The sequence below is a fragment of the Pseudomonas sp. 5C2 genome (genome assembly GCF_034314155.1).
Classification (GTDB): Bacteria; Pseudomonadota; Gammaproteobacteria; order Pseudomonadales; family Pseudomonadaceae; genus Aquipseudomonas.
On the sequence record NZ_JAVIWH010000002.1, the window covers coordinates 2775239 to 2792004 of the forward strand.

Genomic DNA, 16766 nt, shown 5'->3' on the forward strand with positions numbered 1-16766 from the left:
GCTGTGCGTCCGCGGTCCAGTCGGATTAAACGAGATTCCCTGTGAGCGGCTGACTCATTTCCTTAAGCCGTGTCGCTCACTTACTCGCTTCAAATAAAGCCATCGCCTCGACATGAGCCGTTTGCGGGAACATATCGAGAATTCCGGCGCGTTTTAATCTATAGCCCTGCTTGATCAATTCGACCGTGTCGCGCGCTAAAGTTGCAGGGTTACATGAAACATAAAGTAACCGCTTGGCACCTAATGTCGACAGCTTGCGCACCACCTCAAAAGCACCGTTACGCGGGGGGTCCAAAAGTACCGCAGAAAAGCCGTTTTCGGCCCAGCTCGCGTGTGCCAACGGCTGCATCAAATCGGCCTGAATGAACTGCACATTGTGCAGTTCATTGCTCATTGCATTACCCGTGGCACGTTCGACCATGGTCGCAACGCCTTCTACCGCCACCACTTCACGGGCCTGTAGGGCCAATGGTAAAGCGAAGTTACCCAGCCCACAGAACAGGTCCAGAACCCGCTCGTCCGCCGTGGGCGCCAGCCATTCCAATGCCTGCGCAACCATCGCGGCATTAACCGCGGCGTTGACCTGAATGAAATCCCCCGGCCGGTAGGCCAATTGCAAATTCCACGGTTCCAGTCGATAGCCCAATTGCTGACTCGGGTCGACCGGTTGCGGCTCACCCTCGCCGTGCAGCCAAAGCTGGGCATCGTGGGTCTGACAGAAAGCGATCAAGGTCGCCAGATCGGCCTCGGCCAACGGCGCGGTATGGCGCAGAAGCACCGCCGTCGACGAACCGCTGAACAACTCGACATGCCCGACGACCTGCGGCTTGCTGAAACGACGCAGCATGGCCGGCAACTCGGTCATGATAGGTTGCAAGGCCTGTACCAGAACCGGGCATTCGTCGATGGCGACGATGTCCTGACTGGCCGCGGCCCGGAATCCCACATCAAGCCGTTTGGCCTTGGCATCCCAGCGTACGGCGATGCGCGCCCGACGTCGGTAGGCGAACTCTGGACCGGTCAAGGGGGCTGCCCACTCTTCAGGCTCGACACCTGCAACCCGGGTCAACTGCTCGGCGAGCATGCGCTGTTTCAGGGCAAGCTGTTCGCTATGGGGCAAATGCTGGACGCTGCAACCGCCACACCGACCGAAATGCACGCAGGGTGCCGGCCGGCGCAGAGGACTGGGCTGGAATACACGCTCAGTGCGGGCTTCCACGACTTTGCCGTGGGCGTTGAGTACCCGCGCCTCGACCTCTTCACCGGCCAGACTGCCGGCCACAAACCAGGTGCGGCCTTCGATGAATGCGATACCGCGTCCGTCATTGGCCAGGCGCTCGATGGTCAACCGCTGCTTCTTCCCAGTCGGCACCTGGGGCACCTTTGTGCCGCCAGTGGGCTGGAAGCGCAGGCCTCTCTCTTGCTTAGCCATCAGTTAGGCACATCGTAGACGCCGGTCGACAAGTAACGGTCGCCTCGGTCACAAATGATAGCGACCATGACTGCATTCTCGACTTCGCGGGACAAGCGCAACATCCCGGCAACGGCACCACCGGACGACACACCACAGAAAATGCCTTCTTCGCGGGCCAGTCGGCGCATGACGTCTTCGGCTTCGGCCTGGGCCATATCGACGATCCGGTCGACACGGTCGGCCTGGTAGATCTTCGGCAGATATTCTGTCGGCCAACGACGGATACCGGGGATGGAGGCCCCGTCCATCGGTTGCAGACCAATGATCTGCACCTTGGGGTTTTGCTCCTTGAGGTAACGCGAAACACCCATGATGGTGCCCGTGGTGCCCATGGAACTGATGAAATGGGTGATGGTGCCGCCAGTCTGCTGCCAGATTTCCGGGCCGGTGCTGACGTAATGCGCTTCCGGGTTATCCCCGTTGGCGAATTGATCGAGCACCTTGCCACGGCCTTCGGCCTGCATGCGTTCAGCCAGGTCGCGGGCACCTTCCATGCCCTCGTCCTTGCTGACCAGAATCAGCTCGGCGCCATAAGCGGTCATCGCCGCCTTGCGTTCGGCACTGGAATTATCCGGCATGATCAGAATCATCCGGTAGCCTTTGATCGCGGCGGCCATGGCCAGCGCGATGCCGGTGTTGCCGGAAGTCGCTTCGATCAGGGTATCGCCCTGATGGATCTGCCCGCGCAATTCGGCGCGAGTGATCATCGACAGCGCCGGGCGATCCTTGACCGATCCGGCAGGGTTGTTGCCCTCAAGCTTCAACAGCAAGGTATTAGTAGTCTCACCCGGCAGGCGCTGCAAACGGACCAGCGGGGTGTTGCCGACGCAGTCGGCGATGGTTTGATACTGCAGGGTCATGACGTCTTCGCAATCCAGACTGCGGGGGCGCCTATCATAACGGCAAACGCCTAAACCCCATATCACGCAAAGTGCGCTGCATAGGGCGAAAAGATATAAGCAGTCAATACGGGCTCAGCTGCGTTATATAAATAGCCTTCGCGAATGAAACAGCCGACCGTGGTGGCTGCCTGGAGCGTGCCTTCCCATTTGGGCCGACGTAGAAGTGGGTAATTTGCCGAGATTGCCCGCGAGCAACTCGCTACACTGCCGGAATATCGATCGCTGGATGCGGTCTTGAACAAAGTGGCGTGGCTGCTGGAGAAATAGCGTGCTGAAAAAGCTGGGTATCAAAGGCCGTGTGCTGCTGTTGACCATTGTCCCCGCTCTGCTGATGGCAGTGGTGTTGGGCGGTTACTTCACCTGGATGCAACTGTCCGACCTGCAAAGCCAGCTGCTGCAACGCGGTGAAATGATCGCCGAAGAACTCGCACCGCTGGCCGCCCCGGCGCTGGGCCATAGCGACCGCGCGCTGCTCGAACGCATCGCCGGGCAGGCGCTGGAGCAAACAGACGTGCGCGCCGTGTCCTTTCTCGGCCCCGACCGCGATCTGCTGGCCCATGCCGGGCCGAGCATGATCAACCCGTCCCCCATTGGCAACAGCACTCACTTGCTGCAGCGTTCCGGGAACGACGCCACCCGCTATCTGCTGCCGGTGTTCGGTCGCCAGCGCCACCTGAGCGGTGCTCTGATCCCTGAGGAGGCCGACCGTCTGCTCGGCTGGGTCGAGCTGGAGCTGTCCCATAACGGGACCTTGTTGCGCGGCTATCGCAGCCTGTTCGCCAGTCTGCTACTGATCGTTACGGGGTTGGTGTTGACTGCGATTGTGGCGATCCGCATGAGCCGAACCATCAACGAGCCGATCAGCCGGATCAAATTGGCGGTGGCGCAACTCAAAGACGGCAATCTTGAAACACGCCTGCCGCCACTGGGCAGCCTGGAACTGGATGAGCTGGCTTCCGGTATCAACCGCATGGCCGCGACCTTGCAGAATGCCCAGGAAGAATTGCAGCACAGCATCGATCAGGCCACTGAAGACGTGCGGCAGAATCTGGAAACCATCGAAATCCAGAACATCGAGCTGGACCTGGCGCGCAAAGAAGCGCTTGAGGCCAGCCGGATCAAATCCGAATTCCTCGCCAACATGAGCCACGAGATTCGCACCCCGCTCAATGGCATTCTCGGCTTCACTCATCTGCTGCAGAAAAGCGAGCTGACCCCGCGCCAACTGGATTATCTGGACACCATCGAAAAATCTGCCGACAACCTGCTGGGCATCATCAACGAGATTCTCGATTTTTCGAAAATCGAAGCCGGCAAGCTGGTGCTCGACAGCGTTCCGTTCAACCTGCGCGACCTGCTGCAGGATGTCCTGACCATCCTTGCCCCGGCCGCCCATGCCAAACAGTTGGAACTGGTCAGCCTGGTGTACCGCGACACACCGTTGTCGCTGCTCGGCGATCCGCTGCGGCTCAGGCAGATCCTGACCAATCTGGTCAGCAATGCGATCAAATTCACCCGCGAAGGCACCATCGTCGCCCGCGCCATGCTCGAAGATGAGCAAGAAGACAGCGTGCAACTGCGCATCAGCGTGCAGGACACCGGCATCGGTCTGTCCAGCCAAGACGTGCGGTCGCTGTTTCAGGCGTTCAGTCAGGCAGACAATTCGTTGTCGCGGCAACCGGGCGGCACCGGGTTGGGACTGGTCATTTCCAAACGACTGATCGAGCAAATGGGCGGCGAAATAGGGGTCGACAGTACGCCGGGTGAAGGTTCCGAGTTCTGGATCAGCCTGAACCTGCCCAAAGCCCGCGATGACCTGGAAGACCTGCCATCCCCACCCCTTCTCGGGCGTCGGGTCGCGGTGCTGGAAAATCATGAACTCGCACGTCAGGCCTTGCAGCACCAGCTGGAAGATTGCGGTCTGGAAGCGGTGGTTTTCAACAACCTGGAAAGCCTGATCAACGGGGTCACTGCTGCGTATCAAACAGCACAGGCTATCGACCTGACGGTGCTGGGCATCACCGCCCACGAACTGCCGCCCGAACGGCTGCGCCAGCATATCTGGGACCTTGAAAACCTCGGCTGCAAGGTCCTGGTGCTGTGCCCGACCACCGAGCAGGCGCAATTCCAGTTGGCCGTGCCCAACGCCCACAGCCAGTTACAGGTAAAACCGGCCTGCACGCGTAAGCTGCGGCGCAGCCTGTCCGAACTGATCAGCCCCAAACAACAGCGCATCGATACCTCTACCCCCCTGTCCAGTCGGCCACCGCACTTGCTCTGCGTCGATGACAACCCGGCCAACCTGTTGCTGGTGCAAACACTGCTTGAAGACATGGGCGCCAAAGTGCTGGCCGTCGACAGCGGCTATGCCGCGGTCAAGGCGATACAGAAAGAAACCTTCGATCTGGTGCTGATGGACGTACAGATGCCCGGTATGGACGGGCGCCAAGCCACTGAAACGATCCGGGGCTGGGAGGTCGAACAGCAGAGTACTTCGCTACCGATCGTGGCCCTCACCGCCCATGCCATGGCCAACGAAAAGCGCGCCCTGCTGCAAAGCGGCATGGACGACTACCTGACCAAGCCCATCAGTGAGCGGCAATTGGCCCAAGTGGTGCTCAAATGGACCGGTCTGGCACTGCGCAATCATGTGCCGAAACGTCACAGCGAAAGCACACATCACGGCATCGACCTGCAGGTGCTCGACCCTGAAGAAGGCTTGCGCCTGGCAGCGGGCAAGCCTGACCTGGCAGCGGACATGCTAGCGATGCTTCTGGCCTCGCTGGACACCGACCGTGACGCCATCCGCGATGCCCGCGATGCCCACGACAAACTGGCACTGATCGAAAGGGTCCATCGCCTGCATGGCGCAACCCGTTATTGCGGGGTGCCGCAACTGCGCGCAGCCTGTCAACGCAGTGAAACCTTACTCAAGCAGGATGCACCCGAGGCCAACGCCGCCCTCGACGAACTGGACATGGCTATCACACGGCTGGCCGTCGAAGCACGAGTGACCGCTTGAAGGGTGATCCGTTTGCATGAACGTCCTTCTGACGTTATAGCGGGCAAGCGGGCTCCTGCAAGGGAGCATCGCCACAAGGAGATTTTATGCGCATCCTTTTATTCAGCAGTCAGAACTATGACCGCGAAAGCTTTCTCGCGGCCCGTTTACCGGCGGGTGTGGATCTGCATTTCCAACCGGCACGCCTGAATCTGGACACGGTTGCCCTGGCCAACCACTACCCAGTGGTCTGTGCCTTCATCAATGACGACCTCAGCGCGCCCGTACTCGAACAACTGGCCGCAGGCGGTACGCGCCTGATCGCCTTGCGCTCGGCGGGTTATAACCATGTAAACCTGGCAACGGCGCACGCCCTCGGGCTCAAGGTCGTGCGCGTGCCGGCCTACTCTCCGCACGCCGTGGCCGAACATGCCGTGGCCTTGATTCTGGCCCTTAACCGTCATCTGCACCGTGCGTACAACCGCACCCGCGACGGTGACTTCACCCTGCATGGGCTGACCGGCTTCGATCTGGTGGGTAAAACCGTGGGCGTCGTCGGCACCGGGCAGATCGGCGCGACCTTCGCCCGGATCATGTCCGGGTTCGGCTGCACGCTGTTGGCTCACGACCCCTACCCTAATCCGCAGGTCGAAGCCTTGGGCGCGCGCTACCTGAGTTTGCCGGACTTGCTGGCGCAGGCGCAGATCATCAGCCTGCACTGCCCGCTGACCGCGCACAGCAAACACCTGATCAACAGCACGTCCCTGGCGCAGATGCAGCCCGGTGCGATGCTGATCAACACCGGTCGCGGCGCGCTGGTCGACACACCGGCGCTGATCGAAGCGCTAAAAAGCGGGCAATTGGGTTATCTGGGGCTGGATGTGTATGAAGAAGAAGCGCAATTGTTCTTCAAAGACCGTTCCGACCTGCCACTGCAGGACGATGTGCTGGCTCGCCTGCTGACGTTTCCCAACGTGATCGTTACCGCTCATCAGGCTTTTCTGACCCGCGAAGCGCTGGGAGCCATTGCGCAGACCACTCTGGACAATATTGCCGCCTGGGCCGAGTGTTCGCCGCAGAATCTGGTCGAGGGTTAATAACAGGCTGCATGATAGGATGCGCGCAGATTTGGAGGACCCATGGTCGAACACGATTTCCGCTACACCCTGTTTAACCCACAACACACGCTGATCGAATGCCGCGCGCTGGCCCCCGGTCGTTATCAAGTCACCGGCAACGGCGGCTCGATCCACGCGGATGACGTGCTTTTGGTCACGCTCAAAGGGAGCAAGGACTTGTCCATGCGCCTGACCGTGGAAAAAGTCCGGCACCTGATCAACCCTCGCGGCCAATGGGTCGCGGTGGCGCAGGGTCCGGTCTTCGCTGAACTGGCGATTCATCAGTGGAAGGCCAGTTGCAACGGTTGCGCGACCGAGCTGAACGTCGAGTTCGCGGTCGATGCCAAGCTCGGCATCAAAGCACAAAAGCCGGCTGCCGCCGCTCGCATTGCCGAGCTGGGCTGGAAAACCGAAGGTGACAAGCACTTTTGCCCGAAATGCCAGGAGAAAGCCGCATGATTCGCGCCGTCCTGTTTGGCCTGCTCGGCAGCACCCTGATGGGCTGCGCCGCCAAGCCGGTAGAATTGACACGCGATCGGGGCTACATGCTGGAATGGATCGGTGAAAATCCGCTGATCGACCGCAGCCACCTGACCATGACCCTTGGTGAGGACGGTCGTGCCTACGGCACTGCAGGCTGCAACCACTGGTTCGCGCCGTATACGGTGGAGGACGACACGATCAGCTTCGGCATGGTCGGCAGCACCCGCAAGATGTGCGCGCCCGCCCTGATGGAGCAAGAACAACGCTTCCTCGACGCACTGACCAAAGTGCAGCGCTGGGACATCTCGCCGATCGACCAACTGCGCCTCTGGCCTGCCGAAGGAAAACCGCTACGGTTTTGGCTGGAAGACAGCTGATTTAATAGCGGCTGTACCGCCTTCTCGAATGAATTCACTCTCGCAGAGGTCTCCAGCCTTGTGGGAGTGAACTCATTCGCGAACGGCTCGCGGTGACTGACCTGCGTTACCCCTCGCCCCGCAATACCGCCAACCGCTGACTCACACCGGCTGCGGTCTGCTCGCCGAGCAATTGCTCCCGCACCTTGCCCTTGTCATCAATGATGTACGTCACCGGCAGCGCTTCGCTGTGGGGCAGGTCGTAACGTTCGGCCGGGTCCAGAGCCAGGACAGTGAAGGTGATACCCAGCGCGGCAGTGGCGGACTTCAGGTCTTCGCCTTGCAGGCCGTCGAAGTTGACCCCGAACACACTCACCTGCCTGTCTTTGAGCTGATCGGCCAACGCGTTGAGTTCCGGGATCTCCGTCCGGCATGGCCCACACCACTCAGCCCAGTAATTGATCACCAGCCAATGCTTGTCGACACGCTCGCTGGCAACCTTCTGCCCGTTTTGATCAGGCCCCAGGTCTGCGCCACAACCACTGAGCAGCAAACTGCCGATGAGCGCTGCTATCGCTGCCAATCGCCTTGTCATGTGCCCTTCCTTATCCAGAGATTCACTTTAACTGCGACCAATCACCGCCCAAGGTTCAGGAGCAGTCCTCACACAGGTAGAATAGCCGCCACCTTACGCAAGATGCGACCCGCAAATGACCGATCTGACGCTTTATCACAACCCGCGCTGCTCGAAATCTCGCGGCGCGCTGGAACTGCTTGAGGCCCGCGGCCTGACGCCGACCATCATCCGCTACCTGGACACCCCGCCAGACACCGCGCAATTGCGCGACCTGCTGGGAAAACTGGGCATCGGCGCCCGGGAACTGCTGCGGACCGGTGAAGATGAATACAAAGCCCTGAGCCTGGCGGACACCCACCTGAGCGACGAGCAACTGATTGCCGCCATGGCCGCCCACCCGAAATTGATCGAGCGGCCGATTCTAGTGGCTGGCGACAAAGCCGTCATTGGCCGCCCTCCAGAACGCGTGCTGGAGATCCTGGCATGAGTGCCCCGTACATCCTGGTCTTGTTCTACAGCCGCAACGGCTCGACCAGCGAGATGGCTCGGCAGATTGCCCGGGGTATCGAGTTGGGTGGCATGGAAGCGCGACTGCGCACCGTGCCCGCGATTTCGTCCGAAATCGAAGCGGTCGCGCCAAGCATCCCCGAGCAAGGCTGCTTATATGCCAGCCTCGACGACCTGAAAAACTGCTCCGGCCTGGCTCTGGGCAGCCCGACGCGCTTCGGTAACATGGCCGCGCCGCTGAAATACTTCCTCGACGGCACCAGCACCCTGTGGCTGACCGGCGCCTTGGTGGGCAAGCCCGCCAGCGTGTTCACGTCCACGGCCAGCCTGCACGGCGGCCAGGAAACCACGCTGATGTCGATGCTATTGCCGTTGCTGCACCACGGCATGCTGGTCGCAGGACTGCCCTACAGTGAAGCCGCGTTGCTGGAAACCAGCGGCGGTGGCACGCCTTATGGCGCCAGCCACCATGCCGGTGCCGATGGTAAACGCGCGCTGGATCAACACGAAATCACCCTGTGTCGCGCGCTCGGTCAGCGCCTGGCTAAAACCGCTTTATTGTTGGAGACGCCTCGTGGCTAAAAAGCCTAAAGTCCTGCCCGCGCTGGAATGGCTGGAGCCGCGAGTGCGCCTGAGCCGGATCGCCAGCCTGATCTGTTTTTTCGGCCTGATCTTGCTGCTGGCTGCGTACTACCTGATCTTCGCCGACCTGCATGGCGCGCGCCCCTGGGTGATCCTGCTCATCGAACTGGTGCCATTGATCCTGCTCGCTCCTGGCATGATCAGCGGCAGCGCCCGCGGCCATTCGTGGACCTGCTTTGTGATCAACCTGTACTTCATCAAAGGCGCACTGGCCGTTTACGACCCGAACCGCAGCCTGTTCGGTGCACTGGAGATGCTTGCGAGTCTGGCAGTGTTCGTCAGCGCGTTGCTGTATGTGCGCTGGCGTTTTCAGTACAACCGCAAGCTGGCGGGGGAAGGCGCCGTCTGACAGACCGTCATCGCGAATGGCTTGATGCGATGTCAGTGGTTGACCGTATACGCCAGCATCAACGACAGCTGACACATCGGCCGCCCACTCTCTGCGTGCCACTGGTTGAACGCACCTTGCACGGTGGCGAGGTCCTTGAGGCTGGTGGGCACTTTGTCGATGATGCCCTGTGCGTTGAGCCCGGCGACCACGTCGTAGGTCGGGATGAACGTGTCCTTGCCGACCATGCGCAGAAAACTCGGCGCTGACATCCCGCCCAATTGATGCCCGTGTTTGGCCAGGTACTTCCACAGGCCGACGATATCGGTCACTGGCCAATCGGCGATGAAATTACCGAAGCTGCCCTTCTCCTTACTGATGTCCAGAATCATCTGCGCATTGCGTGGCACACTTTTCAGTTTGCCCAAATGGCGAATGATTCGTGCGTCCTGCATCAGGCGCTCCAGGTGCTCGGCGCCCATCAGCACGACCTTCTCGGGATCGAAGCGAAAGAACACTTCTTCGAACATCGGCCATTTGGCGTCTACCAGGCTGTGCTTGAGGCCGGCGCGAAACACCCGTCGGGCGAGGGCCGACAGGTAACGGTCATTGCTGATTGCGCGAAGTTGCGCCGGGGAATTGGGCACGGGCAGATGTGCTTCAAGCGCCGAGGCCGAGCCAAAGCGGTTCAGGCAATATTCATGAAGCCATTTGTAATCGCGCATGCCCTTTCCTACTGACAATTGATAGAGGTCTGACATCTCGCCGAGGCCAGGTGTCAGGCAGCAAATAGAACAGAGTGTCGAGATCGATCAGAGGTTCACGACATTGACGAAGCGCGAGGCTGCGGTTTCATCGATCCGCAGGTTGGCGAAGTCGAACAGAGTACGGTCCGCCAGTTGCGACGGCTGCACGTTCTGCAACGCACTGAAGATGCTTTCGGTACGGCCTGGGGTCGTGCGTTCCCACTCCGACAGCATGTCCTTGACCACCTGACGCTGCAGGTTTTGCTGAGAGCCGCAGAGGTTGCACGGAATGATCGGAAACGCTTTCAGATCGGAAAAAGCCTGAATATCACGCTCGTTGCAGTACGCCAGCGGACGAATCACCACATTACGACCATCGTCAGCCCGCAGCTTGGGCGGCATGGCCTTGAGCGTGCCCGTGAAGAACAGGTTGAGAAAAAAGGTCTCGATGATGTCGTTGCGGTGATGCCCCAGCGCCATCTTGGTCGCGCCGATTTCATCGGCAAAGGTGTACAGCGTGCCACGGCGCAGGCGCGAACACAGCGAGCACGTGGTCTTGCCTTCGGGGATAAGCTTTTTGACCAGCGAATAGGTGTCTTTTTCGACGATGTGGTACTCCACACCCAACGCCTCGAGGTACGCAGGCAGCACATGCTCGGGGAAGCCTGGCTGTTTCTGGTCCATGTTGACAACGACGATATCGAATTTGATCGGCGCCACTTTCTGAAAATGCAGCAGCACATCAAGCAGGGTATAGCTGTCTTTACCGCCCGACAGACACACCATGATCTTGTCGCCTTCCTCAATCATGTTGAAGTCGGCCACTGCTTCGCCCGCGAGCCGACGCAGACGTTTCTGCAGTTTGTTCTGATTGACTGAAAGGGTGCCCATGGCGCAGATATCCGCTAACGATGACTCGGTAAAAGGCCGGCATTTTACGCGACAAGGATCATAGGCGCATGCCGATTTATTGTTGGCACTCAAATAGCGCATTGCGATTAACAGCAGTCTCTCGAGCACAATTTACTCTAAAGGGCTGCGTCTTCCCTTCCTATACTGCGTCATAGGGTCGCACCCATTCCTGTATCGAGGCTGTGGCCTTACACCTGCCGTGGCACTTAGGCCCGACAGGCGCTCCGCTGGGGGGCGACGGTAAAACAAAAAGGAGTGACCGGCATGATCCATCACGTTATCGGACTGTTCACCCATCCTGATCAAGAATGGCAGCAAATACGTGGCGAAAAAGAAGAAAGCATCGGCCACATGTACCTCACGCATACCCTGATTCTTGCGGCGATTCCCGCAGTTTCGGCTTATATCGGCACCACTCAGGTGGGCTGGGTGATTGGCAGTCGAGCGGCGGTCATGCTGACCCCCGTAAGCGCGCTGTGGATGACCATCATGTCCTACATTGCCATGCTGGCTGGCGTGGCCGTCATGGGAGCATTCATCCACTGGATGGCGCGCACGTACGACGCCAGTCCGAGCCTGGCGCGCTGTGTCGCCTTCGCCACCTACACCGCAACACCGCTGTTCATTGGCGGGCTGGCGGCCCTGTATCCGCATATGTGGCTGGGAATGATCGTCGGCCTCGCGGCCGTTTGTTACACGGTTTATCTGCTATACGTCGGCTTGCCGACGTTCATGAACATCCCTTCCGATGAGGGCTTCATGTTCTCAAGCTCCGTATTGGCCGTGGGCCTGGTGGTGCTGGTCGCCATCATGGCGTTCACCGTCGTCCTGTGGGGCGTCGGTGTAGGGCCTGAATACACTAACTGACTGACGGTTAACCGTTGACCATGAGCCGCCTTTGAGGCGGCTCATGCGTTTAACCATGACCATTGGGCGCCTTCAGTTTTCGGCAGGCCAGGGCTTTACGGCATACTGGCCACCTCTGGAGAGCCTTTAAGAATGCCCGAGCAGCTCAATACCCGCGTCGAAGTCTGTTATCAGCAAGCCGAAGCCTTTTTCAAACGCCCCTTCAAACGGCCGGTGGTCAGCCTCAAGCTGCGCGGTCAAAAAGCGGGTGTTGCCCATCTGCACGAGAATCTGTTGCGCTTCAACCCGCAGCTGTACCGGGAAAACAGTGAAGATTTTCTCAAGCAGACGGTCGCCCACGAAGTCGCGCACTTGATCGCCCATCAATTGTTTGGCGAGCGTATTCAGCCCCACGGCGAAGAATGGCAATTGATCATGCGCGGGGTATACGAACTCCCGCCCAATCGCTGCCACACTTACGCGATCAAACGTCGCCGCATGACCCGCTACATCTACCGCTGCCCCTGTGCAAACAGCGATTTCCCGTTCTCCGCCCAGCGCCACCTGCTGGTCGGGAAAGGCCGACGCTATTTGTGCCGTCGCTGCCGGGAGACCTTGGTGTTCAGTGGAGAAGTGCGGGTCGAGTGATGAGAGAGTCAGGTACTCCGCGCACAGCCATTCTCGCCTATCAAAAAACCCATAACCATTTGAAATAGAACATTATTTGTAGGCGCTGACTTGTCTGCGAACAAGCCCGGCACGGGCTTTGAACTGCGCCTGTGTGCAGGCGGTGTGGGTGAGTTCACTCGCGAAAGCGGTCAGGCAATAACCCCCGCCGCCCGCAATTCAGCGATCCGCTCAGCGCTGTAACCCAACCCCGCCAGCACTTCCTCACTGTGCGCACCCAACGTCGCGCCGATATGCCGGGGCTCGGGCAGGCCGTCGGAGAACTTCAGCGGGCAGGCCATCTGCGCCTGCAAGCTGCCGTCTTCACGGGGCACTTGGCAGACCAGCTCACGCGCCTGTAATTGTGGATGCTCGATTGCCTCGGCAACGCTCAGCACCGGTTCGACACACGCATCCAGACCGGCAAAGCACGCGCGCAGCTCTTCAAAAGAGCGTTTCTCGAATTCAATTTTCAGCTCGTCCTTCAATGAGGCCTGCACCTCGGGGCTCGACGACAGGCCGAGCGCGGCCAACTCCGGGCGACCCAGCGCGACGCACAAGGGTTGCATGAACGCGGGTTCCAGGCTGCCCACGGAGAACCAGCGGCCATCTCGACAGCAGTAATAATCATAAAAACTGCCGCCATTGAGCATCTGGCTTTCCCGGGCCGGCTCCACACCGCACGCCAGATAACCCGCCCCGGCCATGGCATTCAGACTGAACACACAGTCAGTCATGCTGACATCCACATATTGCCCGAGCCCGGTTTGCTGGCGTGCGACCACGGCGGCCAGCAGACCCACCACTCCATGCAGCGACCCTCCCGCCACATCCGCCGCCTGAATGCCCAACGGCACCGGACCACTGTCCAGGCGCCCGGTGTAGCTGGCGATGCCCGACAGTGCAAGGTAGTTGATGTCATGCCCGGCGCGATCCCGATAAGGGCCTGTCTGGCCATAGCCGGTGATCGACACATAAATCAGTTTCGGGTTGATCGCCTTCAACGCCTCGTAGCCCAGCCCCAGGCGTGCCATGACACCCGGTCGAAACTGTTCGAGCACGATGTCGTATTCAGCCACCAACTGGCGGATCACCTCGAGCGCCTGCGGTTGCTTCAAGTCGAGGGCGAGGCTGCGCTTGTTGCGATTGAGGTAGGCGTGGCTGGCTGACGTCCCGTGATCGTGAGGCGGCAACAGTTTCAGAAGGTCCATGCGCGTCGGCGATTCGATGCGCAATACGTCGGCCCCCATGTCGGCGAGCAGCAACGAAGCGAACGGTCCCGGCAACAAGGTGGAAAAATCGAGAATCTTGAGCGATGACAATGGCCCTTGCATGCTTACTCCCTTAGCAGTTCTGTAACCAGACCTTACACCTGAGGCCTTCAGAGTAAGCAACCACGAGCCACCCTTCAATGGCCGCGCCACTCATCGTCGCTGACTGATTCGATCAATCGGCAGGTATAAAAAAACCCATCCGAAGATGGGTTTTTTTATACCTGCGCCGCGTTATGCAGTTTTAGGCGCGGTGCTGGATACCGTCGCTGGAATCGGGCCTTCATTCACGCCCAGATCATCTTCTGGGCCTGTGTTGGAGATCCCGCGACCACCGGAAGCCAGTTCGATTTGCAGCTTGTCTTCGTCCAGCTCGTTAACCCACTTGGCCACAACCAAAGTCGCAACAGCGTTACCGACCAAGTTGGTCAGTGCGCGGGCTTCGGACATGAAGCGGTCGATACCCAGGATCAGCGCCAGACCGGCAACTGGCAAGTGGCCAACGGCGGACAGGGTGGCGGCCAACACGATGAAGCCACTGCCGGTAACGCCGGCTGCGCCCTTGGAGGACAGCAACAACACCACCAACAAGGTGATCTGGTGAGTGATGTCCATGTGGGAGTCGGTCGCCTGGGCGATGAACACGGCAGCCATGGTCAGGTAGATCGCAGTACCGTCCAGGTTGAAGGAGTAACCCGTCGGAATAACCAGACCGACAACCGACTTCTGCGCGCCCAGGCGTTCCATCTTGATCAGCATGCGCGGCAGAGCGGACTCCGAAGAAGACGTGCCCAGCACGATCAGCAACTCTTCACGGATGTAGCGGATCAACTTGAGTATGCTGAAGCCGTGAGCGCGAGCGATACCACCCAGCACAATCAGTACGAAGAGTGCGCAGGTGATGTAGAAGCACAGCATCAATTGACCGAGTTGCACCAGCGAACCGACACCGTAAGCGCCGATGGTGAAAGCCATCGCGCCAAAAGCACCCAGCGGAGCCAGCTTCATGATCATATTGATGATGTTGAACATCACGTGGGCGAAACGATCGATGAAGTCGAGCAGCGGTTTGCCGTAGGCACCCAGGCGATGCAAGGCAAAACCGAAGATCACCGAGAACATCAGTACTTGCAGGATATCGCCCGTCGCAAAAGCGCCAACGATAGTGCTTGGGATAACGTTGAGCAGGAAGCCGACGATGCTCTGGTCAGCGCCTGCAGCAACGTAGGCCGCGACCTTGGAAGCATCCAGCGTCGCCACGTCGATGTGCATGCCAGCACCCGGCTGAACGAGGTTAACCACGACCAGACCGATCAGCAGCGCGATGGTAGAAACGACTTCGAAGTACAACAGCGCATAACCGCCGGTTTTACCGACTGACTTCATGCTCTGCATGCCAGCGATACCGCTGACGACCGTGCAGAAAATGATCGGAGCGATGATCATTTTGATCAGTTTGATGAACCCGTCACCCAACGGCTTGAGCGACACACCGGCTTGAGGGTAGAAGTGGCCGATCAGAATGCCAATGACAATGGCTACGATGACCTGGAGATACAGGGATTTATACAGCGGCTGACGAGTCGTCATTGCAAGTTCCTCAAGAGCATCGCCGGTCATCATCCATCTGATGCGTGCGACGCCATAAAGCGCTAACCCTCCTGCACTGGAGGGATTTGTTTTGGCGAGTTGCGCGGGCAGCCCCTTCGCAAATCTCTACCGGTATTATTGCAGGGCGCGTGCCACTTTCGACAAAACCGCTCTAGATCAACTACCCCGTAAGCTATGACGCACCTTACACATTGGTAATGGCTGAAAACATGGCGGATTTCCGCCATATACCGCAAAAATACCCCCTGCATTGGCGGGTATCCGCCTTGTCCGTTGCCCGTGCGATGACTACCATCGGCCGTTCCCAGGATGAGCACCTTATGCGCCAACGTACGATCGCCAGTCACTTCGCCCGCGCTGCTCTCGGTGGCATGCAACGACGTGGCATCGATTGTTCGAGCTTGCTGCAACAATCGGGGATCCAGTCTGAGCTGTTGAGCGAGCCTCGTGCCCGCATCGCTCCGGAACAGTTTGCTCGCCTGATTCAATTGGTCTGGCAGCAAATGGACGATGAATACATGGGCTTCGGCCATGGCCCGAGCAAGCGCGGCACATTCGCCATGATGTGCCATGCGCTGATTCACTGTCGCAGCCTGGAGAAGGCACTCGCACGCGGTCTGTTGTTTTATGGCTTGTTCCCCGACGCGCCGCGCCTGAGCTTGCGTCGAGAAGGGGATTGGGCGCGGCTGAGCCTGGACGACTCGGCACTGCGCGACCCGGACCATTTTCTCAGCGAGTGCCTGCTGGTGATCTGGCACCGGCTCGGCAGTTGGCTGATCGGCCAGCGCATCCGCCTGGAGCACGCGACATTCAGTTATGACAGGCCGGAGCACAGCGGCGAATATGACCTGCTGTTCCCGTGCCCGATCCTGTTCAACGCCGAGACCAGCAGTCTGCTGTTTCACGCACGCTACCTGAGCATGCCGCTGCTGCAGGACGAACGCACGCTCAAGCATTTTCTCGAACGCTCGCCCGCCGATCTGCTGGCCCGTCCCGACGATGGCGACAGCCTGAGCAATCAGCTGCGACGCTTGCTCAGTCGTGACTGCAACCGCTGGCCCGATCTAGACGGCGTCGCCGAGCAGATGCACATCAGCCCACAGACCCTGCGCCGGCATCTGCGTGAAGAAGGCACGAGTTTTCAGGGGTTGAAGGATCAACTGCGCCGCGACATGGCGATTTATCACTTGAGCCGCGCCGACCTGTCATTGCAGCAGATTGCCGAACAGCTCGGTTTTTCCGAGCCGTCGGCCTTTCATCGCGCGTTCAAGAAGTGGACCGGACTGACACCCGGGGCTTACCGGGCTCAGGAGGTCTGACGGTTCG

The 16766-nt window shown here is 59.5% G+C and carries 17 protein-coding genes; 10 read left to right on the plus strand and 7 right to left on the minus strand.

Translation table 11 applies throughout. The features are described from left to right. Positions 1-76: 76 nt before the first annotated feature. A complete protein-coding gene (gene rlmD, locus RGU44_RS13525; RefSeq protein WP_322217523.1) occupies positions 77-1432 on the minus strand; it encodes a 23S rRNA (uracil(1939)-C(5))-methyltransferase RlmD in 1356 nt (451 codons plus the stop codon). Continuing rightward, positions 1432-2334, minus strand: coding sequence for a cysteine synthase CysM (gene cysM / locus RGU44_RS13530; RefSeq protein ID WP_322181102.1), 903 nt, complete (start codon positions 2332-2334; stop codon positions 1432-1434). The genes rlmD and cysM overlap by 1 nt, the downstream gene beginning before the upstream one ends. Positions 2335-2644: 310 nt before the next feature. Between cysM and RGU44_RS13535 the strand changes: the two genes are divergently transcribed. The 4 genes from RGU44_RS13535 (at position 2645) to RGU44_RS13550 (ending at position 7355) form a co-directional block, all read left to right on the plus strand. Further along, positions 2645-5398, plus strand: coding sequence for a response regulator (locus RGU44_RS13535; protein WP_322217524.1), 2754 nt, complete (start codon positions 2645-2647; stop codon positions 5396-5398). A gap of 86 nt (positions 5399-5484) precedes the next feature. Continuing rightward, complete coding sequence (locus tag RGU44_RS13540) at positions 5485-6474, plus strand: 2-hydroxyacid dehydrogenase (protein WP_322217526.1); 990 nt, start codon at positions 5485-5487, stop codon at positions 6472-6474. Positions 6475-6516: 42 nt separating this feature from the next. Continuing rightward, positions 6517-6954, plus strand: a complete 438-nt coding sequence (locus tag RGU44_RS13545; protein WP_322181108.1) for a hypothetical protein — start codon at positions 6517-6519, stop codon at positions 6952-6954. Further along, on the plus strand, positions 6951-7355 hold the full coding sequence (locus tag RGU44_RS13550) for an META domain-containing protein (protein ID WP_322181110.1): 405 nt from the start codon (positions 6951-6953) through the stop codon (positions 7353-7355). The genes RGU44_RS13545 and RGU44_RS13550 overlap by 4 nt, the downstream gene beginning before the upstream one ends. A 106-nt stretch (positions 7356-7461) precedes the next feature. Here RGU44_RS13550 and RGU44_RS13555 read toward each other — a convergent pair whose 3' ends face one another. Beyond that, entirely contained in the window at positions 7462-7929 is a 468-nt protein-coding gene (locus RGU44_RS13555) for a TlpA disulfide reductase family protein (RefSeq protein ID WP_322217527.1), read from the minus strand. A 115-nt stretch (positions 7930-8044) separates the two neighbouring features. Here RGU44_RS13555 and arsC point away from each other — a divergent pair, with 115 nt between their 5' ends. From arsC to RGU44_RS13570, 3 genes are read left to right on the plus strand one after another with little or no spacing between them, the layout of a single operon-like run. Then, positions 8045-8398, plus strand: coding sequence for an arsenate reductase (glutaredoxin) (arsC, locus tag RGU44_RS13560; protein ID WP_322181114.1), 354 nt, complete (start codon positions 8045-8047; stop codon positions 8396-8398). Then, positions 8395-9000: an NAD(P)H:quinone oxidoreductase gene (gene wrbA / locus RGU44_RS13565; protein WP_322181116.1), complete on the plus strand. Its 606-nt coding sequence runs from the start codon at positions 8395-8397 to the stop codon at positions 8998-9000. Before arsC ends, wrbA begins: the two co-directional genes overlap by 4 nt. Continuing rightward, the gene (locus RGU44_RS13570) at positions 8993-9409 is read left to right on the plus strand and encodes a DUF2069 domain-containing protein (RefSeq protein ID WP_322217528.1); all 417 of its coding nucleotides are present in this window, start codon (positions 8993-8995) and stop codon (positions 9407-9409) included. The genes wrbA and RGU44_RS13570 overlap by 8 nt, the downstream gene beginning before the upstream one ends. Positions 9410-9441: 32 nt before the next feature. Here the strand turns inward: RGU44_RS13570 and RGU44_RS13575 are convergent, their stop codons facing one another. Together RGU44_RS13575 and ttcA are read right to left on the minus strand one after the other, a co-directional pair. Continuing rightward, entirely contained in the window at positions 9442-10113 is a 672-nt protein-coding gene (locus tag RGU44_RS13575; protein WP_322181120.1) for a DNA-3-methyladenine glycosylase I, read from the minus strand. Positions 10114-10200: 87 nt separating this feature from the next. Next, positions 10201-11025 (minus strand): tRNA 2-thiocytidine(32) synthetase TtcA, encoded by an 825-nt coding sequence (ttcA, locus tag RGU44_RS13580; RefSeq protein WP_322217530.1) that lies wholly within the window; start codon positions 11023-11025, stop codon positions 10201-10203. 285 nt (positions 11026-11310) lie between these two features. Here ttcA and RGU44_RS13585 point away from each other — a divergent pair, with 285 nt between their 5' ends. Both RGU44_RS13585 and RGU44_RS13590 read left to right on the plus strand, forming a co-directional pair. After that, positions 11311-11913, plus strand: a complete 603-nt coding sequence (locus RGU44_RS13585) for a Yip1 family protein (protein ID WP_322181124.1) — start codon at positions 11311-11313, stop codon at positions 11911-11913. Positions 11914-12045: 132 nt separating this feature from the next. After that, positions 12046-12540, plus strand: a complete 495-nt coding sequence (locus tag RGU44_RS13590) for a SprT family zinc-dependent metalloprotease (protein WP_219063952.1) — start codon at positions 12046-12048, stop codon at positions 12538-12540. A 170-nt stretch (positions 12541-12710) separates the two neighbouring features. Here the strand turns inward: RGU44_RS13590 and RGU44_RS13595 are convergent, their stop codons facing one another. Both RGU44_RS13595 and RGU44_RS13600 read right to left on the minus strand, forming a co-directional pair. Then, positions 12711-13892, minus strand: coding sequence for a CaiB/BaiF CoA-transferase family protein (locus tag RGU44_RS13595; RefSeq protein WP_322181127.1), 1182 nt, complete (start codon positions 13890-13892; stop codon positions 12711-12713). A 171-nt stretch (positions 13893-14063) separates the two neighbouring features. Then, positions 14064-15419, minus strand: coding sequence for a dicarboxylate/amino acid:cation symporter (locus RGU44_RS13600; protein ID WP_322181129.1), 1356 nt, complete (start codon positions 15417-15419; stop codon positions 14064-14066). A gap of 341 nt (positions 15420-15760) precedes the next feature. Here RGU44_RS13600 and RGU44_RS13605 point away from each other — a divergent pair, with 341 nt between their 5' ends. Further along, positions 15761-16759, plus strand: coding sequence for an AraC family transcriptional regulator (locus tag RGU44_RS13605; RefSeq protein WP_322217531.1), 999 nt, complete (start codon positions 15761-15763; stop codon positions 16757-16759). The last annotated feature ends 7 nt before the right edge of the window (positions 16760-16766 follow it).